Origin of the sequence: Alcanivorax sp. VBW004, assembly GCF_009718865.1 — a bacterium.
Lineage (GTDB): Bacteria > Pseudomonadota > Gammaproteobacteria > Pseudomonadales > Alcanivoracaceae > Alcanivorax.
Genome location: NZ_WNHC01000001.1, coordinates 658,160 through 684,502 on the forward strand (window position 1 = coordinate 658,160; position 26,343 = coordinate 684,502).

Below are 26,343 nucleotides of genomic sequence, written 5' to 3' on the forward strand. Positions count from 1 at the left end.
AGGTATAACATCTTAATAATTAGTTCTTTTTCCGTATAAAGGGGATCGCCTGTGGCCATGGACGTGCCGGCCAATAACAGTTTCCTGCCCGACCTGTGCAGCACCCGTGCCGTGCTGGTGGTGGTGGTGGTGGCCGAGCTGATGGCGTTGGTGGTGACGTTGGTGGCCACTTACTACGACGATTTCAGCGTTGGCCGGTTGGCAATTACCTCCCTGTTTGTGCAGTGGGTGGGGTTGAGCTCTGCGGCGCTGATCTGCCAGCTGCGCAATCGGCTGAATCGTCTGCCGCCTGCCTGGACATCCACCGTGGTGGTGCTGCTGGTGGTGGCCGATACGTTATTGTTCAGCATTCTGGCCCGGTTGGTGATGGACTGGGTTAGCGGCGGCGCGCTAGAAACGGGATTGTGGTCGGCAGATATTCCGGTAAATGGCCTGATTGCGGCGATTATCGCCGGGCTGGTGATGCGTTATTTCTATGTGCAGGAGCAGCTGCGCCAGAAAGGCCAGGCGGAGCTGCAGGCGCGTATTCAGGCCCTGCAGTCACGGATTCGCCCGCATTTTCTGTTCAATTCCATGAACATCATCGCCAGCCTGATCGCGGTGGACCCGGACGGGGCCGAGCAGGTGGTGGAAGACTTGTCGGTGCTGTTTCGCGCCAGCCTCAAGAACAGCGGGAATGAAGCCTCTCTGGAAGAGGAACTGGAGCTGTGTCAGCGCTATATTCACATTGAACAGCTACGCATGGGCGAGCGGCTGCAGGTGGAATGGGATATCCAGGTAGACGCAAAATCCCTGAAGATTCCGTTATTAACCTTGCAACCCTTGCTTGAAAATGCCATTTATCATGGCATACAGCCATTATCGGCGGGGGGGATGGTGACGATTCGTGCCCTCGCGCACAATGGCAACCTGGTGCTGTCGGTGAGCAATCCCAAGCCGGAAGGCGACGGGCATCACAAAGGCAACCGCATGGCACTGGAAAATATACGTCACCGGCTGGAAGCCCTGTACGGTGACGAGGTGGCGGTGGAATCCCGCCCGGAACAAAAAGAATACGAGATCGAAATTCGATATCCGCTGCAATAAAAAGGATGGGACTTATGCGGGTACTTGTCTGCGATGACGAGCAACTGGCTCGGGACCGGCTCAAGAGGCTGGTCGATAAAATCGAGAATGCCGAGGTGGTGGCAGAGGCGGCCAATGGCCGTGAAGCCATCATTGAAGCCCAGTCCTGCAAGCCGGACGTGGTGCTGATGGATATCCGCATGCCGGAAATGGATGGCATGGAAGCAGCGGAGCATCTGGGCAAGATGGATAATCCGCCGGCCGTGATCTTCTGTACGGCCTATGACGAGCATGCCTTGCAGGCGTTTCGGGTCCACGCAGTGGATTACCTGCTCAAGCCCGTCAATGCGGCCGACCTGACGACGGCGCTGACCAAGGCGAAAACGCTTAACCGTGTGCAACTGGCGGAAATCAGCGATGAGGTGAGCGAAGACAAGCCTCGCCGTCGCGGCCATATCAGCGCCCGTACTCACCGGGGGCTGGAGCTGGTGCCGGTGGATGATGTGCGCTACTTCCTGGCGGATCAAAAATACGTGACCGTGTGTTTCAGTGAAGGCGAAGTGCTGATCGACGAAACCCTGAAAGAGCTGGAAACCGAATTCGGCGACCAGTTTGTACGTATTCACCGCAATGCGCTGGTGGCGCTTCGGTATATCGAGGGCATGGAAATGGCCACCGCCGGGCACCATCAGGTCCGTCTGCGCGGGGTAGACGAGCGCCTGACTGTGAGCCGCCGCCATGTGGCGGGCTTGCGGCGGGTGCTGCAAAGCCTGTAACGGGCGTCGGGGTAATTAACAAGGTCCGGGCCGCGTGCTAGCCTTGGGCCTGCTGCATTGCACGAAAAGTGAACGATAACGAATAACAAAAACAGGATCTCTGTAATGAAAAAGACTCTGCTTCTTCTGGTCAGCGCGGTTGTGCTCAGCGGCTGTGCCAGTGCCACCATGCCGGTTACCGGCTTCCTGTACGGCAACGTGAAGGCGCCCATGGCGGCCACCGCTTCTTCGGAAAAACCGACCCGTGTAGGCCGCGCCAGTGCCCGCTCCATCCTCGGTGTGATCGCCTCCGGTGATGCCAGTATCCAGACCGCTGCCCGCAATGGCGGGATCACCGAAATCCACCACGTGGACTATGAATCCCAGAATTTCTTTGGGGTGCTGGCGGAATTTACCGTAGTGGTCTACGGCAACTGAAAAGATCCGCGACAAGCTTCAGGCTGCAAGCAACAACACGGCTTAACGGTTTGAATGTTCTTACGCATCGGAGCCGCGTCCAGAGTATGGGCGCGGCTCCGGTCGTTTAAAACCGCGGCAATCAGGCAGTCGTGTTGCAGCGTGTCGCGTGCAGCTTGAAGCTTTTTAAACTGATAGACTATCAACCCAAATTCACTGCCCTCAGGATGCCCCATGTCCCGCGAAATCTTGCGTATCGCTACCCGTTCCAGCCCGCTGGCTATCTGGCAGGCCGAGTATGTTCAGCAGCGTCTGGAAAGCCTGCATGAAGGGTTGGCGGTGGAGCTGGTGCGGATCAAGACCCAGGGGGACAAGATTCTGGATACCCCGCTGGCCAAGATCGGTGGCAAGGGCCTGTTCGTGAAAGAGCTGGAAGAGGCGATGATGGACGGGCGCGCGGACATTGCCGTGCACTCCATGAAGGATGTGCCCATGGAGCTGCCGGAAGGGTTTGCCCTGCCGGTGATCTGTGAACGCGAAGACCCCCGGGATGCCTTTGTTTCCAATACATTCGATAGCCTGTCGTCTTTGCCCCATGGCGCTTGCGTGGGCACCTCCAGCCTGCGCCGCCAGGCCCAGGTAAAAGCCAATCGCCCGGATCTGGTGGTGAAAAGCCTGCGCGGTAATGTGCAAACCCGGCTGGGCAAACTGGATGCCGGCGAATTCGACGCCATTATCCTGGCTGCCGCGGGCCTCAAGCGTCTGGAAATGCACGACCGCATTCGCTATGAAATGCCTCCAGAAGAATCGCTCCCCGCCGTAGGGCAGGGCGCGGTGGGGATCGAATGCCGCGAAGCGGATACGCGCACCATTGATCTGCTCTCACCGCTGAGTGATGTGGATGCCTGGGATCGCGTGGTGGCCGAGCGGGCCATGAACCGCCGCCTGGAAGGGGGCTGCCAGGTCCCCATCGCGGGTTTTGCGTTGCTGGAAGATGGCCAGTTGTGGCTGCGCGGCCTGGTGGCAGAGGAAGATGGTAGCCGGGTGTTGCGGGCGGAAGGCTCGGCGCCGCGCGCCAAGGGTGCCGAATTGGGTATCGATATTGCCGAACAGCTGTTGGCGCAGGGTGCGGATGCCATTTTGAAGGCTCTGTACGCACGCCAATGACCCAGCAAGGACGGCAGCAACAGGTCGTCGTGACCCGCCCCGCGGGCCAGCAGCAACGGCTGATGGCCCTGCTCACGGAGGCGGGCTACCAGCCTCTTCACCAGCCAGCGCTGGCAATAGAGCCGGTGCCGGTGGATGGCGCCATGCAACGCACCCTGATGGAGCTGGACCGTTACCACGCGGTATTTTTTGCCAGCGTGAATGCCGCCCGGTTGGCCCTGTCGGCCATGGCGGACCTGTGGCCGCAGTGGCCGGTGGGAGTGCACTGGCTGGCGGTTGGTCGGGCCACGGCGGCGGAGTTGGCGTCCTGGCATCTGCCTGCCACGGTGCCAGAGCATGGCTTCAATTCCGAAGCAGTGCTGGCGCTGCCTTGCCTGCAACAGCTGCACGAAAAACAGGTCCTGATCTGTCGGGGCGACAGCGGCCGCGAATTGTTGGCGCAAAGCCTGGAAGCGCGTGGTGCCCGTGTCGATGGACTGGCCTTCTATCGGCGCCATGGAATCAGCGGCATCACCCTTTCGATGCAAGCTGACTGGGTAATGGTTACCAGTGTGCAGGGTTGGCAGGCGTTACAGTCAGCCCTGCCCGCCGGGTGCGGCGTGGTGGCGGCTGGAGCGCGTGTGGCCGCGGCGGTGCAGGCCTGTCACGCCGGTCCTGTGCGGGTGGCGGCCAGCGCCCATGACGAGGATATGCTGGCGGCCTTGATGGATGGGGGCGGCGGTTAAGGCGAACCTGAATTCTCTCTGTGTCTATGCGATTGCCGGCCTGGCTGCGAATCTCCCTTTTTACTGCACACGCAACGCCTGAAACCGGCGTGTCACGCCATTCCGCGTAGAACTTTTTACCCGATCTAACCGTTAATGATTGGACAGCAATGGGCGCTCACTTTAAGGTTTTTGCAATGATATCGGGTATCGCCACACCGAGGGCGCAGGGGGTTCGAGACTCGCGCACGCCTCGCTATGACAACAACGGAGCTGACATGACGCAGGATCGTCCTTTTTCCCGCCAGGCAGGAGTAAGCCTTTTGACTGTGCTGCTGGTACTGGTGGTGCTGGCCGCACTCGGGGCAGCGGGCTGGTGGGGGTGGCAGGAGTTTTCCCGGCTGAAGAGTGAAAAGAGCAGCCTGGCGGATCAAGTGACGACCGTGAAAGGCGAGTTGGCCAGCCAGCGCGCCCAGGTTCAGTCTGCCCTGTCCGGTTTGGAAAAAGAGCAGGCCAAACTGGCGGCACAGATGACCAAGGATCGTGCTGCGTTGACTGATTTGAAAAGTGGTGGCCAGCGCCTGTGGCTGATCAATGAAGCACGTGCCCTGGCGAGCCTGGCCAGCCAGCGGCTGTTGCTCACCCAGGATGCCCAGGCCGCGCGCCGCTTGTTGAAAGCGTCGGACGAAACACTGGCCCGCCTGGATGACCCCGCCGTGTTGCCGGCCCGCAAGGCGCTGGCTCTGGACATGGAAACCCTCAGTGGTGCCAGCCAAGTGGACGTGCAGGGCATGGTGCTGCGCCTGGGGGCCTTGCGGGAACTGGTCGCTGAGTTGGCGGTACCCGCAGAAGCGTCGCCACCGGAGCGTGATACCCCGGATGTAGATCAACCCTGGTGGCAAGATGTGCTGGACCGGATGCCGGTGACCGTGCGTCGTCACGAAGGGGCGGTGCCGCTGCCGTTGTCGGGTGAGCAGGCCTCGCTGGTGCGTCTGACTTTGGATGGTAGCCTGCAGCAGGCGCAGCTGGCGCTGATGCAGGGCCGTGCCGATGCCTATGGTCAAGCCGTCGAAAATGCCCGGAGCACGCTGAAACAATGGTTCCGGGACGATGATCCCCGTGCAGCACAAATGCAGGCAACCCTGAAAGAAATGGGCGGTGCCAGTGTGGCCCAGGCCCTGCCGCAGATCGGGAATGGTCTGGCGGCCATCGAGGCCTTGAAACGCAAGGAGGGCGGCGCATGAAGAAAGTCGTCCTGCTGATTATTATCGCCCTGGTTGCCGCGCTGGCGCTGGGGCGCTGGATGGCAGCGGATTCCGGTTATGTGCTGATCATCCGTGACTCCGTGTCCGTGGATACCACCCTGGGGTTTGTGGTGCTGATGGCCCTGCTTGGGGCGGTGGCGCTGGTGGTGCTGACTTTGCTGGGCAACGCGGCCTGGAATGCCATGGAGCCGGTGCGGGCCACCCGACGCTGGAAAAAAGCGGTGGCGGAGCGTCGCTTGCGCAGTGGTTTCCTGCAGCTGGTGGATGGCGAACAGGAAAAAGCCGAGCGCTTGCTGGTGGCCGCCGGTGAAGACGGTGACTGGCCGTTGGTGGCCTGGTTGCTGGCGGCGGAAGCGGCCCAGGAACAGGACAAGGTAGAGGCATCGCAGCATTATCTTGAACAGGCCAGCACCGACCGGCGGGGACGCCTGGTCGCCGGCCTGATGAAAGCGCGCTTCGCCCTGGATGACGGCTACCCGGAGCAGGCACGCAGCGAGCTGAAAGTGCTGGCGGATATGGCTCCGCGCAACAAGCGTATTCTCAATACCTACGCTGAGGTGCTGGAAAGCCAGAAGGACTGGCAGGCTCTGTGTGCACTGATGCCGCGCCTGAAGCGGGCCTTTGGCGAGGCGAATCAGGCTCGCCGTGAGCGCCGGGCCTGGCTGGCCTGGTTGCAGGAAACCGCCCGCAGGCCTGGCTTCAACGATGCCGATAGTCGCCGGGATGAATTGCGCAAACTCTGGAAAGATGTGCCGGTACACCTGAAAAACGATCCGGCCATGGTGGCACGCTATGCCGGCTTTCTGGCCCAGCTGGGTGGTGGCCGTGGTGCCTTGAATCTGGTCCGTGAGCAACTGGGTAACCAGTGGGATGACCGCTTGCCGCCGGTGCTGGAAGCCATCGACGACATTCCCCCGGACGACCTGCTACAGGTACTGGAAAAGTGGTTGGTGGAACGGCCGGGCAATGCGTCGGTATTGATTACCGCTGGTCGCGTCGCGTTGAAAGCGCGTCTGTGGGGTAAGGCTCAGGGCTTTTTCGAGGCGGCGGCCAACTCCAGCCAGAGTGCCACGGCGCTGGCAGAACTGGCGCGCCTGTACCGGGCGCTGGGAGATTCCAGCAAGGCCATGTCTGCCTTCGATCGCCGTATGGCGCAGCTGGAAGGGGAGCTTCCTGCCCTGCCGCTGCCTGATAAGAGCGTGCAGTAGTGTTGAATGTCGTTTTTTCGGGTTACGCCGCTACGCGGCTAACGCGACCTACAAAAACCGCAGCACCTTGTAGGTCGTATTTACCCAAGGGCACAGAGAGGCCGAAGGCCGTAATCCGACAACGCATTAGGGGATGCAGGCAAGCCCCCCTTCAATCCATGGCGGTGGCAATCTCTGCCGCCACTGCCTGCCAACCCTGATCCAGCGTTCTTACCAGATTGGCATAGCCGCCGTTGTCCAGCGCGGCTTCCCATTGAATGCGCCCCTGTGTTGCTTCCCCATTGTTTCCAGTCAGTGCCCAGCGGCCGGTGATGACGGCGGAATCCCTGTCTTTGCCTTGCAGGCCCTGAAAACGGGTCAGCTCCACGGTGAGCGTCTTTTCGTCTCCGCTGGGCATGCGGGTTTCCAGGGAACGTTGTAATTGCGCGGCCAACGGTTCGGCCCAGCGATGGTGGCGGCCCACCTGTATCTCGCTGTCACTGAGTTGCATGACAATGCCGCCCCGGTTCAGGTAGCTGGCCAGGTGTACCTTGATGGTCAGCGGTGAATGCGCGGCCCCGGTGGCGGAGGGCAACAGGTAGCCCGGTGGCGATGTGGCGGGGGCGTGGCTACAGCCCCACAGGCCGGTGAGAATGGCGGCGATGGCTAGCAGACGGATCATTGTGCACCTCGGGGTTGGGTGTCGGTGGCCGGGTGGCGCTGGAAAATTAGCGCGTTGGGCTGTTCATTCAAGGTGTCGAGTAATGGCTCGGCGTCATCCAGCAGGCGATTGAGCTTCTGCAGGGTGCCTTGCAGTTCCCGGTAGCCATCGCCGCCTGCCTGCCAGCCCTGCAGGGTGTTTTCCAGCGCATTCAGGTTGTCGGAAATCTGCTGGGGCAGCGCATTGAGGGCGGGATCATCCAGCAGGTTTTCGATGCGGCCGGTCACGCCGGACAGGTGTTTCAGGTTGCTGTTGAGGTTGTTGGCCATGTCCTGCATGGGAAGACCATTCAGGGTTTTCAGCAGGGCGTGGAGTTGATCTTCCAGCTTGCTCAGCCCACCGCTGTCCACGGAGGGAAGGACGGGTACGGAGCGGTAGGTGAGGGTGGTGTCGGTTGCGGTGACGTTCTTGTGGAACTCGAGGTCAACAAACAGGGAACCGGTCAGCAGGTTGCCGGCTTTCAGGCTGGCGCGCAGGCCGTTCTCCACCATCTGGCGGATTTCACTTTCCCACGAGGGCAATGCAATCGCGGATTGATGGGTGACCCGTTGTGGTTCCAGGCGGATCAGTACCGGAATCGGGCTGTCGGTCATGGCGTTGGGGCCTTCGGCGCCAAAGGCCCAGGGGACCTGCTCCACCGTGCCGATACGGATGCCGCGGTATTCGACGGGGGCCCCGGCTTGCAGGCCGCGCACGCTGCGTTCAACCAGCAGCACATAATCCAGGGTTTGGGTGTAGAGTGCCCGCCTGGCGCTTTCCTGGTTGTCATGCAGCACGAACTGGTGGTCGTCTTCCACGGGGGCGCCCGTGCTCATGTTGGGGTCCGGTACGGAGAAGGAAATGCCGCCGCCAAGCAGGGCTTCCAGTGAGCTGAGTTGTGCCTGGAAGCCGCGGGCATCCAGCTGAAAGCCGATGCCGGAAACCTTCCAGAAGCGGCTGCTGTCGCTGACCAGTACATCGTAGGGTTTTTCAATGAACAGGCGGTGGCGAAACAGTTCGGCATCGGGGTCGAAGGTGGTGTCCACCACGCGGCCCACTTTCAGGCTGCGGAAACTCACCGGGTCGCCGTTGTTGATGTTGGTGCCCGGTTCGCTGATCAGTTTCAGGAACAGGCCGTCGCCGGTTTTCTCCGGCGGTGGCGAATTTTCTACGGTAAAGGTTTTGGCCTTCTTGCTGCTGTTGCCGGGCAGCAATTCGATATAGGCACCGGACAGGACGGTGCTCAAGCCGCTGACGCCCTCGCGCCCGACTCGGGGTTTGACCACCCAGAATTGCGTGTCGCTGTTGAGCATGCGCTCGGTGTCGGCCTGCATCTGTACGCTGAGCAGGGTGTGGCTCAGGTCTTCGGACAGGCTGACGCTTTCTACTACACCCACTTGTACATTACGCATTTTGACGGCGGTTTTACCGGCGTTGATGCCTTCCGCATCTTCCAGTTCCAGGGTAATCACCGGGCCCTGGCTGGAGAGGTAGCTGAACACCAGCCACAGGCCGATCAGTGCGGCCATCAACGGAATCAGCCAGACAGAAGATAACCGCGGGCGACGATGTGACGGTGGCGAATCGGCCTGGTTCAAGAGGATTTCTCCGGTGCGAGAGTGGGGGGCAGGCGTTGTTCTGCGCGTTGTTTTGAGTATTGCTGCAGCTGTTGTTGTCGGTCCCAGATCAGGCGGGGGTCAAACTGGTGTGCGGCGAGCATGGTGAAAATCACCACGGCAGAAAACGCCAGCCCACCCACACCGGGTGTGACCGTAAGAATATTGCCCATCTGAAACAGGGCGACAATGATGGCCACCACAAAGACGTCAATCATGGACCAGCGGCCAATCCACTCGGTGAGGCGATAGAGCTTCATCTGGCTGGTCATGTCCAGTGCCTGTCGCTGGCGGGCAGCGATGCACAGCCAGCCAAGGGCGAGGATCTTGCCGAAGGGGACCAGCACACTGGCGGTGAAGATGATCAGGGCGATGGGCCAGTCGCCGTGGCGCAGAAACAGCATGACCCCGGCAATGATGGTGGACGGCTCGGTCTTGCCCAGGCTGGTGGTGATCATGATCGGGAACAGGTGCGCCGGAAAGCAGCACAGAATGGCGGTGACCAGCAATGCCCAGACCCGCTGCAGGCTGAAGGGATGACGCTCATGGAGAAAGCTGTGGCAGTGATGACAGCGGTGGGATTGTCCCAGCGGTTGCAGTTGCCCGCACCATTGGCAGCCAATCAGGCCCTGGCGCTGGGCGGTGTCGCCGGCTTGTGCCTGCGCTGGCTGTTGCAGGTCGCCGAGCAGTCGCTGCCACAGGCCGATAGTGTTCATGCGGGTGACGGTGATCAGCAGGATCAAGGCGAACCCGGAAAAGGTCCAGAAGGCGGACAGCAGTTGAATATGGGCCATGGCGATGATCTTCACCAGGCTGACCAGGGCGGCGATGGCGAAGACATCCGCCATCATCCAGGGCTGCATGCGTGGCAGCCAGCGGGCCAGAAACAGGCTGCCGGGCAAGCGCCCGGGGCTGGCCAGGCTCATATGAATCCAGCACACCGACAGCAGGTATAGCCCCGGGATCACAATGATGGTGGCGATCACGATAGCGGCCAGGGCCGGGTGGTGATAAATCGCCAGCTCGTAGGCCGCGTCGGTGACGGTCATGGCCCGTTCAATGCCATTCTTCTCGAAGCCCAGATAGGGAAACAGTAAGGACAACGTCAGCAGCAGCAGGGCGGTGAACGCCAGGGCAGGGGTGAGCTGGTCGTTTTGCGCCGGCCGCATCAGCGGGTGCTGGCAGCGGGGGCACTGCAGCCACTGGCCGTCCCGGTGAATCACTACCTCGGAAACCAGGTCGCACTCGTGGCAAGGCAGCAGTAGCACTTGACCGTCGTGAGCCGAGGAGGGGGAGTCTGCCATCGTATCCTTTCCCTGGGGTGTAGCTTCAAGCTACAAGCTACAACGCGAGCCGGGTTGTTGCCAGCCCGACAGCATTTTGGCCGCGATTTGTGCTGGATCCTGGCTTTGTCTGAGCAGCCAGACTTGTAGCGCGTGGCAAGGCCCTTTCCGGTTAGCGTTGGACTTAATTCGTGTTGCCGCTTGTAGCTTGAAGCTTGCAGCTAATCCCGTGGCGCGTAATCAAACACGTCGCAGTGGATGTTGCCGGCGGGAACACCTTCGGCGACCAGTGCATCGAAAACCGCCCAGCCCATGGGCGGGGAACCGCCCAGAAAGAACAGGGGCAGGTCGGGTTCGCTGAGCGCTTCCAGTGCGGCTTCATGGACCAGCCCTTCGGCGTGGTCCGGGTGGCGGATGTCCGACAGGGAGGTGACGAAATCGAAGTCGGCCAGGGCGCCCTGCCATTGGGCCGGCAGGTGGGGCAGATACAGGTCAGCGTCGGTTCGTGCGCCCCAGAACAATCGCACGGGCTGGGTGAAATTCAGCGCGATCAGGCGTTCGATCATGGCTTTCACCGGCGCGAAACCTGTGGAACCGCAGATAAACCACACCGGCTGATCCGGTGCGCTGTCGATAAAACGCAGGCCGGCGGGCAGGGTCGTGCTGACGGTGCTGTCTGCCTGCAGGCTGGCCATGATGTCCTGGGCGGCACTGTTGTCATCGCCATGGCGAACGTGCAGCTCAATATCGCGGCCATCGCAATGGTTGGCGATGGAAAAGGGATAGCTTTCGCCGTGCAGGTTCAGCATCAGATACTGGCCTGCATGCCACTGGATTTTCTTGCCGGCGGGCAGGCGCAGCCAGACTCGACTCACGTCATGGTTGAGCGCGTCGATCTGCTGGATCTGGCAATGAATCTGGTGGACCGGCAATTCACCGGGCGCGGTTACCTCGGGCACATCTATCTCGCAGTCGCTGAGTGGCAGGGCGACGCAGTATAACACCTGGGAGCTACTGGCATCGCCCGCGTGAATGGTGCGGTTTTTCTGTTGCACCTGTCCATGACTGAGCTGACCGATACAGCGCTCACACACGCCATTGCGGCAGGCAATGGGGAAGCCGAAACCGGCCTGCTGGCCGGCGTCGACGATGCTCTGGTCGGTGCGGCAGGGGAAATGGCCCTTGCCACTGACGGTGATGGTGAAGGTCTGGGGCATGGAAACGTTGCGAGTTACGAGTATCGAGAAGCGAAGATCTACAATCGCTGTTGCCGGTTGTGGTTTTGCCTTTCGAAACTCAATACTCGTAACTCGCCACTGTTTTAACTGCCTACGCCCACAAACAGGGCCACAATACACCCCATGCCAAAGGCCCAAACCAGGGTGCGGGCGCTGGCCCAGTCCGCCACATAGCAGACGGTGAAGAGGATGCGGCTGGCGACGAAGGCCACGGCGATACCATCAATGGTGCCCTGCGGAGACGTGGCCGCCAGGTGGGCGATGATCACCGCAGCGGCAAAGGCCGGGGTGACTTCAAAACCGTTCTGCTGCGCCCAGTGTGCGCGTTTGCGGCTGCCTTCCAGGGTTTCCAGGAACTCGCGGGGGTTGTGATTCTGTCTGGGGCCGAATCCGCCCTGAAACTTGGCGATGCCGGTGGACAGATAAGGCAGGAACATGGCGGCAAGCACGCACCAGTAAGCAATGGTCATGACGTTCTCCGGTTGTTATGGGGGTTGTTGGGATGCTGCTGGCGGTTCGAAACAAGAGATAGTGGCGAGTGACGAGGAGCGAGTTTCGAAAACCCAAATCGGTTTGCCTTTCGCGACTCACTCCTCGTCACTCGCTCCTGTTTTTCTCGCCCCCAGCGAGACTACTGTGATTATGCCATCAGGGTAGTTCAGGCGCTGTCATCGGCCTGTGAGGCTAGCAGCCTCTGCTCGATAATCGCAAAACGATCCTGCCCCCATATCATGTCATCTTGGGTCATAAAACTGGGTACGCCCCAACTGCCTGCCTCCATCATGGCGTTGCGATTGTCCTCAGCAAGATCGCGCCAGCTATCGTCATCCAGCCAGCGGCGGGCCCGGTTCCAGTCCAGGCCGGCGTTTTCCACCAGAAACTTCAGGCCATTATCGCTGGCGGCGTTGATGCCCTGGCTCCAGATGCCGGTGGCGGCGGCGCGCAACCATTCGCGCAGGCGGCCTTCTTTTTCGGCAAAGGGCCAGATCGCCATGCAGCGTTCCACGCCGGCGCCCACCGGGTCGCAGACCTTGCCGAACGGCACCGCGTGCAGGCGGGCTTCCCGGGCAGCGTCCTTGAGGATATAGAAACGCTTGGCTTTGGGGACCGTGAGCCCGCGCATCACCATGGGCAGCACCGGGCGGATTTTCAGGTCCAGCCCGTAGTGGTCGGCCAGCGCATAGGTGCGCGCCAGGGCGATGTAGGAATAGGGGCTGCGGAAGGAAAAATACAGCGCCAGCGGGGTGCCTTTGAGGGCTTCGGGGGTATCTTTCAGGCGGGCCCGTTTGGCGCGGCCGTAGGGTAATGGCCAGTCGGCGCCGCCCAATCCCAGTTCGTTGAGGCGGTGGCCCAGATGATCCAGCCGTTCCACGCTCCAGTACCATTCGCCGGCGTAGTGCAGGGTGCCAGTGAGGTAGTGGCCGTCTTTCAGGAACTGGTCCCGGCGGGCTTCCAGTGATAGCTGGGCCCGATCGGCAGCCTGTTGGCCATGCTCGCTGAGCAGGGCTTCCAGTTTGTCGTGATCATTGCGCCACAGGGCATCGGCCAGGGCGGCGGCCAGGCTCCAGAAGCGCTCGTCGCCTTCGTGTTTCAGCAGGCAGCGGGTGGCGGCCAGGCTGACTTCGCGGGGAGGCAGCTGCCAGTCTTTTGGGAAGTCCAGCCCGTGCAGGCCGGCCAGCTTGACCGCGTCACGGGGGGCGAGCTCCGCGAGCATGTCGGCGGCGGGGTACATTTGCTGATCCAGATACAGCATTACCCGGGGGGTGACGGTGATGCCGAAGTGCTGGGCAAAGCGCGGCATTACCTGCGCCATGAGCACCGAATAGGGATCATCAATGCGGAAGTAGAAGGTGGCCTGGTGGGGTTGGCGGCGCAATATGCGGCGCCACTCCAATAGTCTGCGGCGTAACTGTTGCAGGCCTTCACTGGTGATCAGGCGGGCAAGCAGGGGCATCAGTTTGTGTTTGAGGCTCATGCGAATGATGGCTCCTTTGGCATGGCGCATTGTTGGCCAGACTGTCGACTATAGCTTAAGCCATCCAGCTGTTTCCGTGAAAAGGGGTAAAAAACGCAGCAATCCTTGCGTGTCAGCAAGCCAAGGGCTGCCGCGTAGGAGCGTCGCTGGCGGCGCGATAGACCTGCCTCAGAAGCGAGTCAGGAGTTTCGAGTCACGAAAACCGTTCCGCGCGGAATACGTTTTTGCTCTACGAAACCCGCTTCTCGCAACTCGACACAACGTTGATCGCGCCGCCAGCGACGCTCCTACGGTAAGTTCTGAGTCATCGGGTTGCGATTGCGAGGCACAAAAAAGGCGGCCTCATTTGAATGGGGCCGCCTCTTTATTTGCTTCGCGCCTTACTCGCCGATCTGGCTCAGGTCACGTACCGCGCCACGGTCGGCGCTGGTGGTGAGGGCTGCGTAGGCTTTCAGGGCGGTGGAGACCCGGCGTGGACGGATTTCCTTGGGCTTGAAGGCCAGCTTGCCACGGTTTTCCATGTGGGTGCGGCGATGTGCCAGCTCTTCATCGCTGATATCCAGACGGATGGTGCGGTTGGGGATATCGATATCGATGGTGTCGCCTTCATTCACCAGGGCAATGGCGCCGCCTTCTGCCGCTTCCGGAGAGGCGTGGCCGATGGACAGGCCGGAGGTGCCGCCGGAGAAACGGCCATCAGTCAGCAATGCGCATTCCTTGCCCAGCCCTTTGGATTTCAGGTAGCTGGTGGGGTAGAGCATTTCCTGCATGCCCGGGCCGCCTTTGGGGCCTTCGTAGCGAATCACCACCACGTCGCCGGCAACGATCTGATCACCAAGGATGGCGCGTACCGCAGAGTCCTGGGATTCGAAGACCCGGGCGCGGCCGGTGAACTTGAGGATGGAATCGTCCACCCCGGCGGTTTTCACGATGCAGCCGCGCTCGGCGATGTTGCCGTACAGCACGGCCAGGCCGCCGTCCTTGCTGTAGGCGTTTTCGTAGTTGCGGATGCAGCCGTTTTCGCGGTCGTCGTCCAGGCTGTCCCAACGGGTGTCCTGGCTGAAGGCGGTCTGGGTGGGGATGCCTGCCGGGCCGGCGGTGAACATCTTTTTCACGCCTTCATCCTGGGTGCGAATGATGTCGTAATGCTCCAGGGCTTCGGCCACGGACGCTGAATGCACCATGGGGATATCCCGGTTGAGCAGGCCGGCCCGGTCCAGTTCGCCGAGAATGCCCATGACGCCACCGGCGCGGTGCACATCTTCCATGTGGTATTTCTGGGTGGCCGGGGCCACTTTCGACAGGCACGGCACCTTGCGGCTGAGTCGGTCGATGTCTTCCATGGTGAAATCCACTTCGCCCTCCAGCGCCGCTGCCAGCAAGTGCAGTACGGTGTTGGTGGAACCGCCCATGGCGATGTCCAGGCTCATGGCGTTTTCGAACGCTTTCACCGAGGCGATATTGCGTGGCAGCAAAGCGTCTTCGTCCTGCTCGTAATAGCGCCGGGTGATATCCACGATGCGACGACCGGCTTCCAGGAACAGCTCGCGACGGTCGGCATGGGTGGCCAGCAGAGAACCGTTACCGGGCAGGGACAGGCCCAGCGCTTCGGTCAGGCAGTTCATGGAGTTGGCGGTGAACATGCCGGAGCAGGAGCCGCAGGTGGGGCAGGCGGAGCGCTCGACTTCGTTCAGGGTTTCTTCGTCCACGCTGTCATCGGCGGCCATCACCATGGCGTCCACCAGATCCAGCTTGCCCTCGGCCAGTTTGGTCTTGCCCGCTTCCATGGGGCCGCCGGACACGAAGATCACTGGAATATTCAGGCGCATGGAGGCCATCAGCATGCCGGGGGTGATCTTGTCGCAGTTGGAGATGCAGACAATGGCGTCGGCGCAGTGGGCGTTGACCATGTATTCCACGGAGTCGGCAATGATGTCGCGGCTGGGCAGGGAATAGAGCATCCCGTCGTGGCCCATGGCGATGCCGTCATCCACCGCAATGGTGTTGAATTCCTTGGCGATGCCCCCGGCCTTCTCCACTTCACCGGCCACCAGCTGGCCCATGTCCTTCAGGTGCACGTGCCCGGGCACGAACTGGGTAAAGGAGTTGGCGATAGCAATAATCGGTTTACCGAAGTCCCCGTCCTTCATGCCCGTGGCGCGCCACAGGGCACGGGCGCCAGCCATATTGCGGCCATGGGTGGTGGTACGGGAGCGATACTGCGGCATGGGAACCTCGTAATGGTCAATAGCGGGACATAAGCCCGGCATTGTAACCCAGAGAGGGCCCGGGCTGTAGGGATTCGGTCGGCCTTCGAGCCAAGCTGTAGGAGCGCCAGTTATTCGCTCTGCTCACCCCTTCGGGGCCGCCTTGCCGGCGTTCCTTCGCTTCGCTCGGTGGGGCGCGAAAATGGCGTTTCGAGTTGCGAGAAGCGAGTTTCGAAAGGCAAAACCCTCAGTGGGCTCGTCTTTCCGGTTTTCGTGACTTGAAACTCGTTACTCGCTTCCACGGTTTCTTCGTGGGCGATCTCCAGGGCAGGCGAAAGTGTTTGTGACAGCAAAGGGCGGCAAAGCCGTTGTTCACCCGCGCGCCAGTTGAATATGTAGGATATGGCTTACAGCGTTTTATAAGTTGCTGAGATAAAGTGAATTTTCCCGTTAAACGCGAAGGCCTGAGAGAAATCCGCATAGGAGAGGCTCCCGGCTTGCGGCCACAACATTAGCATTCTGGCTTTCCCTTGGATCCGCCGAGCCTTTATGAGGTGTTTGTGAGGAAGAGTGGAAGCGTTAAAGCGGAGAGGAAATATCTGGCGTTTGGATAGTGGTATTGGTCCGGGCAAAGGAAGAAGTCAACATATTGAATAATGCGACCAGTCTGGGCTGTGTAACATGCTCAGAAACAAGGTCTTTTTTTCGATATACAGAATTTATAACTGTGATATCAAGCCGGCACGTTCATTGGATATTCGAGCCGGCTTCCTAATACCTGTTAACTTTCATGGATAGAAATCGAGATGAACAAACAAGAAGAAGAGTGGTTTGAGTCTCCGGGAAGCTACAAGGTCCTAATGGATGGGCGTTGGGAGCTGAAGGATCTCTCGGTAATATCCCGGGAGTTTGAGCAGTGTTATGCGTTCATTTACTGCTTCGATGCGGAGGTTAGCCCTCTGAGTGAGGAGCGCATTGAAATTGCACTTAGGGGCTATCCTTGGCGGGGCGGTTACAGCTATCTAAACATCTATACGGTGCTTGAAGGTCAAGTTAGGTGGCGAGACCGCCCGAGATTGAGATCCATCCAATACGCTTCGCCGGGTTGGATAGAGCTGGCGATAAATGCTGATGTCGCTATACAGCTGGCAAAGTCAATTTCTGCATTATCCGCAGCGGGGGCGGTTGCAGTGAAGTCATATGCCGCAGCAGCGAAGGCCCTCCGAGAGCTTAACGCGCACAGGAAGAAGAAAGAGCTTGAGCATCTAAAGCTCACTGCCGAACAGCATAAAGAGATGATGAGGCTCAGTAACGAGCATGCCAAACATCTTGGCTTCAAGAGTGTTGCAGCACTCATACAGCATACTGGAAATCCAGAGATAGCTCTCAGGTTACTTCTGGCACATCACCGAAGAATTGATGAGATAATTCGGCTTACTATAGAGGAGAAGGCGCAATTTCCGACTTCTTTGCATCCACCGTCCGATGAAAGCTAACAAGCGGCAGCACACGGCCCCAGCTGCGATGCACCAATATGCGGTCGCTGTGCTTTTACCACATATTGGCACGCCGCAGCTGGTCCGGTGTGCCGAACGTTAGGCGAAAACATGAAGTACGCTCTGATAATAATCGTCATCTTTTGTATAGGCTGCTCGTCTGCGATTCGAGATCGTAGCTACGTGGCGATAGACGGTGAGGGATGGGAGATCCAGGACGGGCGTGCGAGCTACGACTGTGGTCTTTCTGTATTGTCTGCTGGAAGTGTAGCGGAATCTCGCTTCTTCGTGGCTGGACCTGTCGTTCCTTTGGTTCCGTTTACGCATGAATATCCTGGCTACCTTACAGTCACTGCTTCGGAGTCTGAATCGTGTCCCACTGTTACATTTGGGGGCTCAGAATTAGAGGCATATAAAAATCACGAATACGAACAAGACATCACGTGCCAATACAAGCTGGGCAGGATAGAAGATAAAGATGAAGTCATTTTGGAGTTTTCGCACGGCTCTTCATGCAAGGCAAATCCTTTGCGGTTTAAGCGGGGCGACAGCTGGGATTATTGCCTGATGTGCAGCGCCTAACAAATCGCGCCAGTCTGACAGCCATAAGGAACGGCCTAAAAAAACAGGCCGCCACTTATGGCTGCAGCTGCGCTCGGCGCTAGAAAACAGGCGAAAACCTTCAAAGCCCCTTCACAAACACCTTCGAATTCCGCTGCCAGTTATACAGCGACTGCCGGGCGCCGGGCAGTGCATCGACTCCCGCCGCTTCAAACCCCTGTTGCTGAAACCAGTGCGCGGTGAGCGTGGTGAGCACGAACAAGCTGTGCAGGCCCTGTTCCCGTGCCCGCCGTTCCAGGTAGGCGAGTACCTGGGCGCCCCGTTCGCCTTTGCGGTAGCTGGAGTGAACGGCGACGCAGGCCAGTTCGCCGGTCTTGTCCTCGGGGAAGGGGTAGAGGGCGGCGCAGGCGATGACCATGCCGTCGCGTTCGATGATGGCGAAGCGCTGGATTTCGTTTTCCAGTAGCTCTCTTGACCGGCGCACCAGGGTGCCATCTTCTTCCAATGGTTCGATCAATTCGAGAATACCGCCCACATCTTCAATGCGCGCGCCACGGATGGTTTCGTAGTTTTCCCTCGTCACCAGGGTGCCACAGCCGTCGCGGGTGAAGAGTTCCTTGATCAGTGCGCCGTCCACCTGGGCGTCGAGCAGGTGGGCCCGGGCCACGCCATTGCTGGCGGCGTGGCAGGCGGCGGTGAGTTGCCGGTCCACGCCGTTATCTTCGTACTGATCGCCGGCCAGCAGTTTGCCGGCTTGCTGGGGGCTGAGTTCGCGCACCAGGTTGCCTTGCGTATCGGCCAGGCGCAGGTGCTCGCCCATGATGATGAGCTTGTCGGCGCCCAGGGCGATGGCGGCAGTGGAGGCCACTTCTTCCGCGTTGACGTTGAACAGTTCGCCGGTGGGCGAGCCGCCAACCGGCGAGAGGAGCACCACGTTGCCGTTGCCCAGTTGCTGGCGAATGGCATCCACGTCGATGCGCCGCACTTCACCAGTGTGTTGGTAATCGAAGCCACCGCGTACGCCTACCGGTTTGGCCACTACGAAGTTGCCGCTGACCAGACGGATGCTGGCGTTATGCATGGGCGAGTTGGCCAGCCCCATGGAGAACAGGCCTTCCAGCTTCAGGCGCAATGCGCCGACCGCCGCCATGACGCTATCCAGCGCGGCGCTGTCGGTGATGCGCATGTGCTGCTCAAAGGTAGACTCAATATCGGATTCTGCCAGCCGGGCCGATATTTGTGGCCTGGCGCCATGCACGAGCACCAGTTTGATTCCCAGGCTATTCAGCAGTGCCAGATCGTGAATCAGGGTAGGCAGGCGCGGGCCGTCCAGCAGCTCCCCGGACAGCATGACCACAAAGGTTCGGCCCCGGTGCGCATTGATATACGGGGACGAATTGCGGAACCAGTGAACCTGGCTGTCGGTGTTCGGGGTTGTGCTAGTGGACACGGGCGTCTCGGCTCTAAGTGACTGACAGGCCAGTATAGCCAGCAGATCGCGCCGGATGCCAGATGCCGGACGCATGAGGCGAAACAAAAACGCCGCCCCGAAGGGCGGCGTTAGCGTGTTGCCAGTTGCGTGAAGCGTGCGGCGGCTCTCTATGCCCCAAACAGTCCCTTGAAGAAGTAGAAGAACAGGATCGATAGCAAGGCGCCGGCGGGCAGGGTAACGACCCAGGAGGTGAAGATGGTGCTCACCACCCGCAAATTGAGAGAGCCAATGCCCCGGGCCATGCCTACGCCCAGTACCGCCCCGACCAGGGTGTGGGTGGTGGAGATGGGCAGGCCGGTGCCGGAAGCCAGGATCACGGTGCCGGCAGCGCCGAGCTCGGCGGCAAAGCCCCGGCTGGGGGTAAGCTCGGTGATGTTCTTGCCCACCGTGGCCATGACCCGGGCGCCGAGAATGGCCAGCCCGAAGACGATGCCCATGGCGCCGACCAGCAGGATCCAGCCTGGCATGGCGGCTTCCCCGCCGATCATGCCTTCGTTGACGATGGCGCTGTTGATGGCAGCCAGCGGCCCTACCGCGTTGGCCACATCATTGGAGCCGTGGGCAAACGCCATGGCACAGGCGGTAAAAATCATCAGTACCGCAAAGATACGCTCCACGGAGTGAAAGCGGAAATTCTTGTCGGCTTCCGGGTCCGGTTGAATGCGGCTGAGGAAGGCGGCGCCGATCAGGGCGACGATCAGCCCGCCAACGGCAGACCAGCCCAGGCTGGCGGCATAGCTGATGTCCAGGCCGATATGCTTGAGGCCTTTCAGCAAGGTGACGGCGCTAATCGCGAAGCCCACCAGGAACATATAGAAGGGCACAACCCGCTTGGCTCGCTGGAAGGGGTCGTCCTGGCTGAGAACCAGTTTCTGTACGCTCTTGATCAGGGCGAAGGAGATAAAGCCGGCCAGTAGGGGCGAAGTGACCCAGCTGGCGACGATGTTGCCCACCTTGCTCCAGTTAACCGCATCCACGCCCACGCCCACGGCGGCAAAGCCGACAATGGCGCCGACGATGGAGTGGGTGGTGGAAACCGGCCAGCCGAACCAGGAGGCCACAATCAGCCAGATGCCGGCGGCCAGTAGCGCGGACATCATCCCGTAGACCAGATAGTGGGGGAATTCTGAAAAGACGCCGGCATCCACGATCCCCTTGCGGACCGTGGCGGTCACTTCGCCACCGGCCAGGTAGGCACCAAAGAATTCAAAGACAATGGCGATCATTACCGCCTGTTTCACGGTCAGGGCGCCGGAACCCACCGAGGTGCCCATGGCGTTGGCCACATCGTTGGCACCTACGCCCCAGGCCATCAGGAAACCGAAGGCCCCAGCCAGCAGCAGCATCAGGTAGCTATGCTCTAACATCCACTCCATAAGAACTCTCCTAGCGTGCGACCAACATCTGCAGGCGGCCGCCCACTTTCTGGGCGCGATCAGCCAGATCGCCTACCCATTCGATGATCTTGTAGAGAAAAATGACATCCACCGGGGGCAGTTCGCTTTCCAGCTTGAACAGGGTGGAACGGATGGTGATTTGCTGCTCGTCGTTGTTGCGCTCCAGCCGGTCCAGCTCTTCGATGAGCTCTTCCACGATCTGGACTTCACGGCCACTGAAGCCGGTTTCGATGAGCTCATCCAGTTCGTTGATGGCTTTCTGGGCCTGGGCGGAGGTGTCGATGGCACCTTGTACGTAGCTCAGCATGGCATCCGCCAGTACCGCTGGAATCGTCATCTGCCGGCCCAGCATCAGCCCGGAGATGTCCTTGGCCTTGTTGGCCACCTTGTCCTGCACGCTGATCAGGTCGAGAAGGTCGGTGCGGGGCATGGGCAGGAACAGGCTTTTGGGCAGATTCAGCCGGAACTCTTTTTTCAGCTCGTCGGCCTGGTTTTCCAGCTCCGCGATGCGCTTGCGTGCTGCGCGGGCCTTGTCCCAGTCGTTATCGGTCACGGCGGCGAAGAAGTCCGCCAGCGTGCGGGCACAGTCGTGAACGGTGTCGTAGTGTTGTTGCAGGGGTTTGATTGGCGAGCGGCCGAACAGGCCGGCAATGGAGCTTCCAAAGGACATAGGCGCCTCGGGTCCAAGTTTTAGGGTTGGAAACAGCTTCCCATCATGCCGCTATTCGCTGCTGGCGGGTAGCGGCGGCGGGACGGTGACAACGATGTCACAGTTCCGTCATGAATTGGGTCGCGAGTATAGAGAAAGCGGACGGGGCTGTCAGGGGTTCAGTGTTAGGGTTACAGTAAAGAGGCTGATAGGCCGCCTTGGTCTACGCCAGAATAATGAGATGACTCCGGTTCACCGGGGCTGTATGCATGTTCCTGCGTTGTGGTGCGGGCAGTGGCCGCGTGCTGTGAAGAATTTGGGAGAGTAGAGAGAGTGACGAAAGTAAGCGTTAACGCCCCCGCTGATCCCGCCAAGCTGGACGGGCTGCTGATTGATGTGCGCTGGTTGATGCGCGAATTGCTGGATGAGGGGCGCGTCAGCCAGGAAGATTTCAACGTCATCTCTACCACGCCGCGCGAGAAGAAAGAGCTGAACTGGCACGCCATTCAGGTGCTGGCCAAATACCGCCTCACGGACCGGACCGATACCCATCAGCTGCTGGATGTGGATTTTCTGACCCAGTGGCTGTCGGCCAAGAGCGGTTTGCCGGTGTACAACATTGATCCGCTCAAGGTGCATGTGGATCAGGTCACCAATGTGATGAGCTACGCTTTCGCCGAGCGCCACGGCATCGTGGCGGTGGAAGTGCATCGTGACAAGGTGGTGGTGGCCTGCGATCAGCCGTTCGTACGTGACTGGCAGCCGCATTTGCAGCAGGTGTTGCGCGATCGTGAGCTGGAAGTGGTGTTGGTCAATCCGGAGCAGATGCGCCGTTACCGGATCGAGTTCTATAACCTGAGCCGCTCCATCGCCGGTGCGGCCGGTAATACCGGGCAGGAAATGTCGGGGATTACCAACTTCGAACAATTGCTGGAAGTGGGCAAGGGGCATCACGACGCTGACGACCAGCATATCGTCAATATTGTGGACTGGATTCTGCAGTACGCGTTCTCCCAGCGAGCCAGTGATATCCACCTGGAGCCACGCCGGGAAACCGGCAAGATGCGCTTCCGCATCGATGGTGTCTTGCACGATGTGTACGAGTTGCCGGCGGCCATCATGGCGGCGGTGACCAGCCGTTTGAAAATCCTTAGCCGCCTGAACGTGGCGGAAAAGCGCAAGCCCCAGGATGGGCGACTGAAGACCAAGTCGCCGGAAGGGGATGAGATTGAACTGCGTATCTCCACGCTGCCCACCGCGTTTGGGGAAAAGATGGTGATGCGGGTGTTCGATCCGGATGTGCTGGTGCGCAGCTTCGAGCAGCTGGGCTTTACCAAAGAGGATCACGATACCTGGAACAAGATGACCAGCCACCCCCATGGCATCATCTTCGTGACGGGCCCTACCGGGTCGGGGAAAACCACCACGCTGTATTCCACCCTCAAGCAGCTGGCCACCAGCGAGGTGAATGTCTGCACTATTGAGGACCCCATCGAAATGGTGGAGCCCAGCTTCAATCAAATGCAGATTCAGGCCAATATCGATGTGGATTTTGCCCAGGGGGTAAAGGCCATGCTGCGTCAGGATCCGGATATCATCATGATCGGTGAGATTCGCGACCTGCAAACCGCCGATATGGCCATTCAGGCGGCGCTTACCGGCCACCTGGTGCTGTCGACCTTGCACACCAATGATGCGCCGTCCTCGGTGACCCGTCTGATTGACCTGGGCGTGCCGCCCTACATGATCAGTGCCACGGTGCTGGGGGTGATGGCGCAGCGGCTGGTGCGGACCCTGTGCCCGAACTGCAAGGCGCCCAGTGAAACGGACCCACAAGCCTGGGACGAGCTGGTGCGCCCCTTCAAGATGAAAATGCCGGAGACCCTCTATCAGCCGGTGGGCTGCCTGGAATGCCGGGGTACCGGCTACCGGGGCCGTATGGGGGTGTATGAAACCATGCCGCTGCGCACCACTCTGAAGAATCACATCACCCGTGGCGCAGACCTGGAAACCCTCACCCGGGCGTCGCTGAAATCGGGCATGAAACCCTTGCGTATCAGCGGTGCCATGAAAGTGGCGAAAGGCTTGACCACCATTGAAGAGGTGATGCGGGTGACTCCATCCCAGGATATCCTGATGGGGTGAGCAAAAGCCTGGCGTTTAAATCCGGAAACCGGAATCCTTGTCAGGCGTCAGGCGTCAGGCGTCAGGCGTCAGGCGTTGTGCTTGTAGCTTTCCCTTCGCCGTACGACAATAGCCGCCCATGAATGAACCCCAATATCACTCCCTGCCGGATGAACTGTCGGTGCTGGTCAGCCAGCACTGGATGCACTTTGTTGAATCCGGCCACCGTATCCCCGACGCTCTGTTGGCCGACTTGCCCCGTGTATGGGCGGGCTCTGACTACGTGGCGGCCCAGTTTCAGCGCGATCCGGGGCTGGGGGAGTGGCTGCTGGCCAGTGACCTGAGCCAGGCGCTGGCGGCGACGTCCCTGAAAGAGGAAATCCGCACTCTGCTGGCGCAATGCGACAGCGAGGACGACCTCAAGCGGGCCCTGCGCCGCCTGCGCCATCGTCATATGGTGCGCATTGTCTGGCGGGATCTGGCCCGGATTGGTGATTACCACAGTGCCGTGGCGGACCTGTCGTTGCTGGCGGACACCCTCATCGACGAGGCGCTGTCGGTGCTGTACGGCTGGGCCTGTGAGCGCAGTGGTGCACCGCTGGACCCGGACGGTAACCCGGTCAGGCTGGTGGTGCTGGCCATGGGCAAGCTGGGTGCCCACGAGCTGAATCTGTCTTCCGATATCGACCTGATTTTTGCCTACGAGCATGAGGGTGAAATCGAAGGCGAGCGCCGTGCGTTGACCCACCATCAGTTCTTTGTGCGCCTGGGCCAGCAACTGATCAAGGCGCTGGACCAGACCACCGCTGACGGTTTTGTCTTCCGCGTGGACATGCGCCTGCGCCCCTGGGGCAAGAGTGGTGTGCTGGCCATCGGCTTTGATGCCATGGAGGGTTACTACGAGACCCAGGGCCGTGAATGGGAGCGTTATGCGCTGATCAAGATGCGCCCCATGGCCGGCGATCTGCAGGCCGGTGATCGCCTGATCAAGCGCTTGAACCCCTTCGTTTATCGCCGTTATATCGACTACGGCGCCTTCCAGTCCCTGCGGGAAATGAAGTCCCTGATCGAGCGGGAAGTGAACCGCAAGGGCATGCAGGCGGATGTGAAGCTGGGCGCCGGTGGCATTCGTGAAGTGGAATTTATTGTGCAGGCGTTTCAGCTGATCCGTGGAGGCCAGCTGCCGGCCCTGCGTGAGCCGAACCTGATCAAGGTGTTGCCGCAACTGGTGGAGCTGGAACTGCTGCCCGAGGATGTGGCCGACGAACTCACCGAAGCCTACCTGTTCCTGCGGGATGTGGAGCACCGCCTGCAGGCGGTGGCAGATAAACAGACCCAGCGCCTGCCGGATGACGAGCTGGGCTGGCAGCGGCTTACCTTTGCCATGGGCTTTTCCGCCCGGGCTGCCTTTGAGCGCAAGCTGCGCCGTTATCGGGAAAGTGTGCGCCATCATTTCAGTCAGGTGATCGCCGACCCGGAGCAGGAAACCGATGCCGCCCAGGGGGCGGATCAGGAGCTGCTGGATCTGTGGCTGGGCGAGCTGGAAGACGATGCTGCCGTGGCTCAGCTCGGTGCCATTGGGGTGCAGGATGCGCAGGCCGTGTATGCCCGGCTGGATGTGTTCCGCAACAGCCGGGCGGTGGAAAATATGCAGACCATCAGCCGTGAGCGATTGGACCGGTTGATGCCGCTGATGCTCGAGGCCCTGGGGTACCAGGGGCATGGCGAAACCACCGCCACGCGTTTGATCGCCTTCGTGGAAGCGGTGCTGCGCCGGAGTGCCTACATTGCGCTGCTGGTGGAAAACCCCAGTGCGTTGACCCAGCTGGTGAAGTTGTCTGGCGCCAGCCCCTGGATCGCCGAGCGGCTCACCCGCCACCCGGTATTGCTCGACGAACTTCTCGACGTGCGCACCCTTTACTCGCCGCCGGAGCGGGCAGAGCTGGATGACGAGCTGCGTCAGCAGCTGTTGCGGGTTGCGGAGGACGATCTGGAACAGCAGATGGAAGTGCTGCGCAACTTCAAGCAGGCTCACCTGCTGCGGGTGGCCGCGTCGGAAGTGACTGAAGTGCTGCCCTTGATGAAGGTGAGCGATTACCTGACCTGGCTGGCCGAGAGCATTCTTAATCAGGTGGTGATGCTGGCCTGGGAGCCCATGGTGGAACGCCACGGGCGTCCATCGCGGGATGACGGCCAGCCTTGCAGCCCGGATTTTGTGGTGGTGGGCTACGGCAAGCTGGGGGGCATCGAGCTGGGTCACAACTCAGACCTGGATCTGGTGTTCCTGCACGATGCAGCCAGTGGCGGCATGACCGACGGGGACAAGTCTGTTTCCAATGAGCAGTTTTATGCCCGCCTGGGGCAGCGCATCGTGCATATCATCGGCACGCGTACCATGAGCGGCCAGCTCTATGAGGTGGATACGCGTTTGCGTCCGTCCGGTAGCGCCGGCCTGTTGGTGAGCTCCATGGATGCGTTCGAAAAATACCAGCGCAACGATGCCTGGACCTGGGAGCATCAGGCGCTGGTTCGCGCCCGGGTCGTGGCTGGCTGTAGCCGTGCCCGTAATCGCTTTAACGATATTCGCCATCAGGTGCTGTGCGATTCGCGTCCGCAGGAGAAACTCCGCGAGGATGTGCTGGCCATGCGCACCAAGATGGTGGATCACCTGGCCGACAAAAGCCCGGACACTTTTCACCTCAAGCAGGATCCGGGAGGTATCGTTGATATCGAATTTATGGTGCAATACGGGGTTCTGAGATGGGCCTCCTCCCACGGTGAACTCACCCGCTTCACCGATAATGTGCGCTTGCTGGAAACACTGGCCGCATTGGACATTATGTCGGCTCAGGATGCCGGCCTGCTGCGGGAAGCCTACCTGGCTTACCGGTCCGCGGCTCATCGCGCCTCGTTGCGCAAAGAGAAATCCATTGTCGACGACACCCAATTCCGCGATTTGCGTGAAGGCGTGCGAACGATCTGGAAGCATTGGTTCGACCTGTAGGGCGTTCGCTCAAAGGTCCTTAGTTCTGGGAGTATCACTGC

Annotated in this window: 21 protein-coding genes; 11 read left to right on the forward strand and 10 right to left on the reverse strand. The window is 60.3% G+C overall.

Features of this window, described 5'->3' with window-relative positions; genetic code table 11:
• Nucleotides 1–57: 57 nt before the first annotated feature.
• The 7 genes from F1529_RS03060 (at nucleotide 58) to F1529_RS03090 (ending at nucleotide 6,581) form a co-directional block, all read left to right on the forward strand.
• Nucleotides 58–1,086, forward strand: a complete 1,029-nt coding sequence (locus F1529_RS03060) for a sensor histidine kinase (RefSeq protein ID WP_155136926.1) — start codon at nucleotides 58–60, stop codon at nucleotides 1,084–1,086.
• A gap of 14 nt (nucleotides 1,087–1,100) precedes the next feature.
• Nucleotides 1,101–1,841 (forward strand): LytTR family DNA-binding domain-containing protein, encoded by a 741-nt coding sequence (locus tag F1529_RS03065; protein WP_007148361.1) that lies wholly within the window; start codon nucleotides 1,101–1,103, stop codon nucleotides 1,839–1,841.
• Between the two features lie 105 nt (nucleotides 1,842–1,946).
• A complete protein-coding gene (locus F1529_RS03070; RefSeq protein WP_007150603.1) occupies nucleotides 1,947–2,258 on the forward strand; it encodes a TRL-like family protein in 312 nt (103 codons plus the stop codon).
• Between the two features lie 213 nt (nucleotides 2,259–2,471).
• Nucleotides 2,472–3,404 (forward strand): hydroxymethylbilane synthase, encoded by a 933-nt coding sequence (gene hemC, locus F1529_RS03075; protein ID WP_155132077.1) that lies wholly within the window; start codon nucleotides 2,472–2,474, stop codon nucleotides 3,402–3,404.
• Nucleotides 3,401–4,129 (forward strand): uroporphyrinogen-III synthase, encoded by a 729-nt coding sequence (locus tag F1529_RS03080; protein WP_155132079.1) that lies wholly within the window; start codon nucleotides 3,401–3,403, stop codon nucleotides 4,127–4,129. Before hemC ends, F1529_RS03080 begins: the two co-directional genes overlap by 4 nt.
• A gap of 257 nt (nucleotides 4,130–4,386) precedes the next feature.
• A complete protein-coding gene (locus tag F1529_RS03085) occupies nucleotides 4,387–5,352 on the forward strand; it encodes a uroporphyrinogen-III C-methyltransferase (protein WP_155132081.1) in 966 nt (321 codons plus the stop codon).
• A complete protein-coding gene (locus tag F1529_RS03090) occupies nucleotides 5,349–6,581 on the forward strand; it encodes a heme biosynthesis HemY N-terminal domain-containing protein (protein WP_155132083.1) in 1,233 nt (410 codons plus the stop codon). The genes F1529_RS03085 and F1529_RS03090 overlap by 4 nt, the downstream gene beginning before the upstream one ends.
• A 151-nt stretch (nucleotides 6,582–6,732) precedes the next feature.
• Here F1529_RS03090 and F1529_RS03095 read toward each other — a convergent pair whose 3' ends face one another.
• The 7 genes from F1529_RS03095 to ilvD all read right to left on the reverse strand — a co-directional run bounded on the left by F1529_RS03095 (nucleotide 6,733) and on the right by ilvD (nucleotide 15,600).
• Nucleotides 6,733–7,242, reverse strand: a complete 510-nt coding sequence (locus tag F1529_RS03095) for a membrane integrity-associated transporter subunit PqiC (RefSeq protein WP_155132085.1) — start codon at nucleotides 7,240–7,242, stop codon at nucleotides 6,733–6,735.
• Nucleotides 7,239–8,858: an intermembrane transport protein PqiB gene (gene pqiB, locus F1529_RS03100; protein ID WP_155132087.1), complete on the reverse strand. Its 1,620-nt coding sequence runs from the start codon at nucleotides 8,856–8,858 to the stop codon at nucleotides 7,239–7,241. The genes F1529_RS03095 and pqiB overlap by 4 nt, the downstream gene beginning before the upstream one ends.
• Nucleotides 8,855–10,180, reverse strand: a complete 1,326-nt coding sequence (locus F1529_RS03105; RefSeq protein ID WP_155132089.1) for a paraquat-inducible protein A — start codon at nucleotides 10,178–10,180, stop codon at nucleotides 8,855–8,857. The genes pqiB and F1529_RS03105 overlap by 4 nt, the downstream gene beginning before the upstream one ends.
• A gap of 200 nt (nucleotides 10,181–10,380) precedes the next feature.
• Nucleotides 10,381–11,376: a 2Fe-2S iron-sulfur cluster-binding protein gene (locus F1529_RS03110; RefSeq protein WP_155132091.1), complete on the reverse strand. Its 996-nt coding sequence runs from the start codon at nucleotides 11,374–11,376 to the stop codon at nucleotides 10,381–10,383.
• A gap of 104 nt (nucleotides 11,377–11,480) precedes the next feature.
• Complete coding sequence (locus tag F1529_RS03115) at nucleotides 11,481–11,867, reverse strand: MAPEG family protein (protein ID WP_007151160.1); 387 nt, start codon at nucleotides 11,865–11,867, stop codon at nucleotides 11,481–11,483.
• A gap of 188 nt (nucleotides 11,868–12,055) precedes the next feature.
• Nucleotides 12,056–13,372, reverse strand: a complete 1,317-nt coding sequence (locus F1529_RS03120; protein ID WP_155132093.1) for a 2-hydroxychromene-2-carboxylate isomerase — start codon at nucleotides 13,370–13,372, stop codon at nucleotides 12,056–12,058.
• Between the two features lie 380 nt (nucleotides 13,373–13,752).
• Entirely contained in the window at nucleotides 13,753–15,600 is a 1,848-nt protein-coding gene (ilvD, locus tag F1529_RS03125; RefSeq protein ID WP_155132096.1) for a dihydroxy-acid dehydratase, read from the reverse strand.
• 785 nt (nucleotides 15,601–16,385) lie between these two features.
• On the opposite strand from ilvD, the gene F1529_RS03130 reads away from it, so the two are divergent.
• Complete coding sequence (locus F1529_RS03130; protein ID WP_155132098.1) at nucleotides 16,386–17,075, forward strand: hypothetical protein; 690 nt, start codon at nucleotides 16,386–16,388, stop codon at nucleotides 17,073–17,075.
• Between the two features lie 111 nt (nucleotides 17,076–17,186).
• On the forward strand, nucleotides 17,187–17,657 hold the full coding sequence (locus F1529_RS03135; RefSeq protein ID WP_155132100.1) for a hypothetical protein: 471 nt from the start codon (nucleotides 17,187–17,189) through the stop codon (nucleotides 17,655–17,657).
• Nucleotides 17,658–17,757: 100 nt separating this feature from the next.
• On the opposite strand, the gene argA is transcribed toward F1529_RS03135, so the two are convergent.
• The 3 genes from argA to F1529_RS03150 form a co-directional block, all read right to left on the reverse strand.
• Nucleotides 17,758–19,086, reverse strand: a complete 1,329-nt coding sequence (gene argA, locus F1529_RS03140; RefSeq protein ID WP_007149885.1) for an amino-acid N-acetyltransferase — start codon at nucleotides 19,084–19,086, stop codon at nucleotides 17,758–17,760.
• 149 nt (nucleotides 19,087–19,235) lie between these two features.
• The gene (locus F1529_RS03145) at nucleotides 19,236–20,504 is read right to left on the reverse strand and encodes an inorganic phosphate transporter (RefSeq protein WP_155132102.1); all 1,269 of its coding nucleotides are present in this window, start codon (nucleotides 20,502–20,504) and stop codon (nucleotides 19,236–19,238) included.
• A gap of 10 nt (nucleotides 20,505–20,514) precedes the next feature.
• Nucleotides 20,515–21,195, reverse strand: a complete 681-nt coding sequence (locus F1529_RS03150; RefSeq protein ID WP_155132104.1) for a TIGR00153 family protein — start codon at nucleotides 21,193–21,195, stop codon at nucleotides 20,515–20,517.
• Nucleotides 21,196–21,507: 312 nt separating this feature from the next.
• On the opposite strand from F1529_RS03150, the gene F1529_RS03155 reads away from it, so the two are divergent.
• On the forward strand, nucleotides 21,508–23,319 hold the full coding sequence (locus F1529_RS03155) for a GspE/PulE family protein (protein WP_290516667.1): 1,812 nt from the start codon (nucleotides 21,508–21,510) through the stop codon (nucleotides 23,317–23,319).
• Nucleotides 23,320–23,437: 118 nt separating this feature from the next.
• Entirely contained in the window at nucleotides 23,438–26,302 is a 2,865-nt protein-coding gene (gene glnE, locus F1529_RS03160) for a bifunctional [glutamate--ammonia ligase]-adenylyl-L-tyrosine phosphorylase/[glutamate--ammonia-ligase] adenylyltransferase (protein ID WP_155132106.1), read from the forward strand.
• Nucleotides 26,303–26,343: the final 41 nt, after the last annotated feature.

Bases quoted from the DNA above. Each gene is read 5' to 3' on its own strand.
- F1529_RS03095 (WP_155132085.1), bottom strand. From the start codon at position 7,242: ATGATCCGTCTGCTAGCCATCGCCGCCATTCTCACCGGCCTGTGGGGC.
- F1529_RS03110 (WP_155132091.1), bottom strand. From the start codon at position 11,376: ATGCCCCAGACCTTCACCATCACCGTCAGTGGCAAGGGCCATTTCCCC.
- F1529_RS03105 (WP_155132089.1), bottom strand. From the start codon at position 10,180: ATGGCAGACTCCCCCTCCTCGGCTCACGACGGTCAAGTGCTACTGCTG.
- ilvD (WP_155132096.1), bottom strand. From the start codon at position 15,600: ATGCCGCAGTATCGCTCCCGTACCACCACCCATGGCCGCAATATGGCT.
- F1529_RS03135 (WP_155132100.1), top strand. From the start codon at position 17,187: ATGAAGTACGCTCTGATAATAATCGTCATCTTTTGTATAGGCTGCTCG.
- F1529_RS03060 (WP_155136926.1), top strand. From the start codon at position 58: ATGGACGTGCCGGCCAATAACAGTTTCCTGCCCGACCTGTGCAGCACC.
- F1529_RS03130 (WP_155132098.1), top strand. From the start codon at position 16,386: ATGAACAAACAAGAAGAAGAGTGGTTTGAGTCTCCGGGAAGCTACAAG.
- F1529_RS03090 (WP_155132083.1), top strand. From the start codon at position 5,349: ATGAAGAAAGTCGTCCTGCTGATTATTATCGCCCTGGTTGCCGCGCTG.
- F1529_RS03065 (WP_007148361.1), top strand. From the start codon at position 1,101: ATGCGGGTACTTGTCTGCGATGACGAGCAACTGGCTCGGGACCGGCTC.
- glnE (WP_155132106.1), top strand. From the start codon at position 23,438: ATGAATGAACCCCAATATCACTCCCTGCCGGATGAACTGTCGGTGCTG.
- F1529_RS03085 (WP_155132081.1), top strand. From the start codon at position 4,387: ATGACGCAGGATCGTCCTTTTTCCCGCCAGGCAGGAGTAAGCCTTTTG.
- F1529_RS03080 (WP_155132079.1), top strand. From the start codon at position 3,401: ATGACCCAGCAAGGACGGCAGCAACAGGTCGTCGTGACCCGCCCCGCG.
- F1529_RS03115 (WP_007151160.1), bottom strand. From the start codon at position 11,867: ATGACCATTGCTTACTGGTGCGTGCTTGCCGCCATGTTCCTGCCTTAT.
- F1529_RS03150 (WP_155132104.1), bottom strand. From the start codon at position 21,195: ATGTCCTTTGGAAGCTCCATTGCCGGCCTGTTCGGCCGCTCGCCAATC.
- hemC (WP_155132077.1), top strand. From the start codon at position 2,472: ATGTCCCGCGAAATCTTGCGTATCGCTACCCGTTCCAGCCCGCTGGCT.
- F1529_RS03145 (WP_155132102.1), bottom strand. From the start codon at position 20,504: ATGGAGTGGATGTTAGAGCATAGCTACCTGATGCTGCTGCTGGCTGGG.
- F1529_RS03070 (WP_007150603.1), top strand. From the start codon at position 1,947: ATGAAAAAGACTCTGCTTCTTCTGGTCAGCGCGGTTGTGCTCAGCGGC.
- F1529_RS03120 (WP_155132093.1), bottom strand. From the start codon at position 13,372: ATGAGCCTCAAACACAAACTGATGCCCCTGCTTGCCCGCCTGATCACC.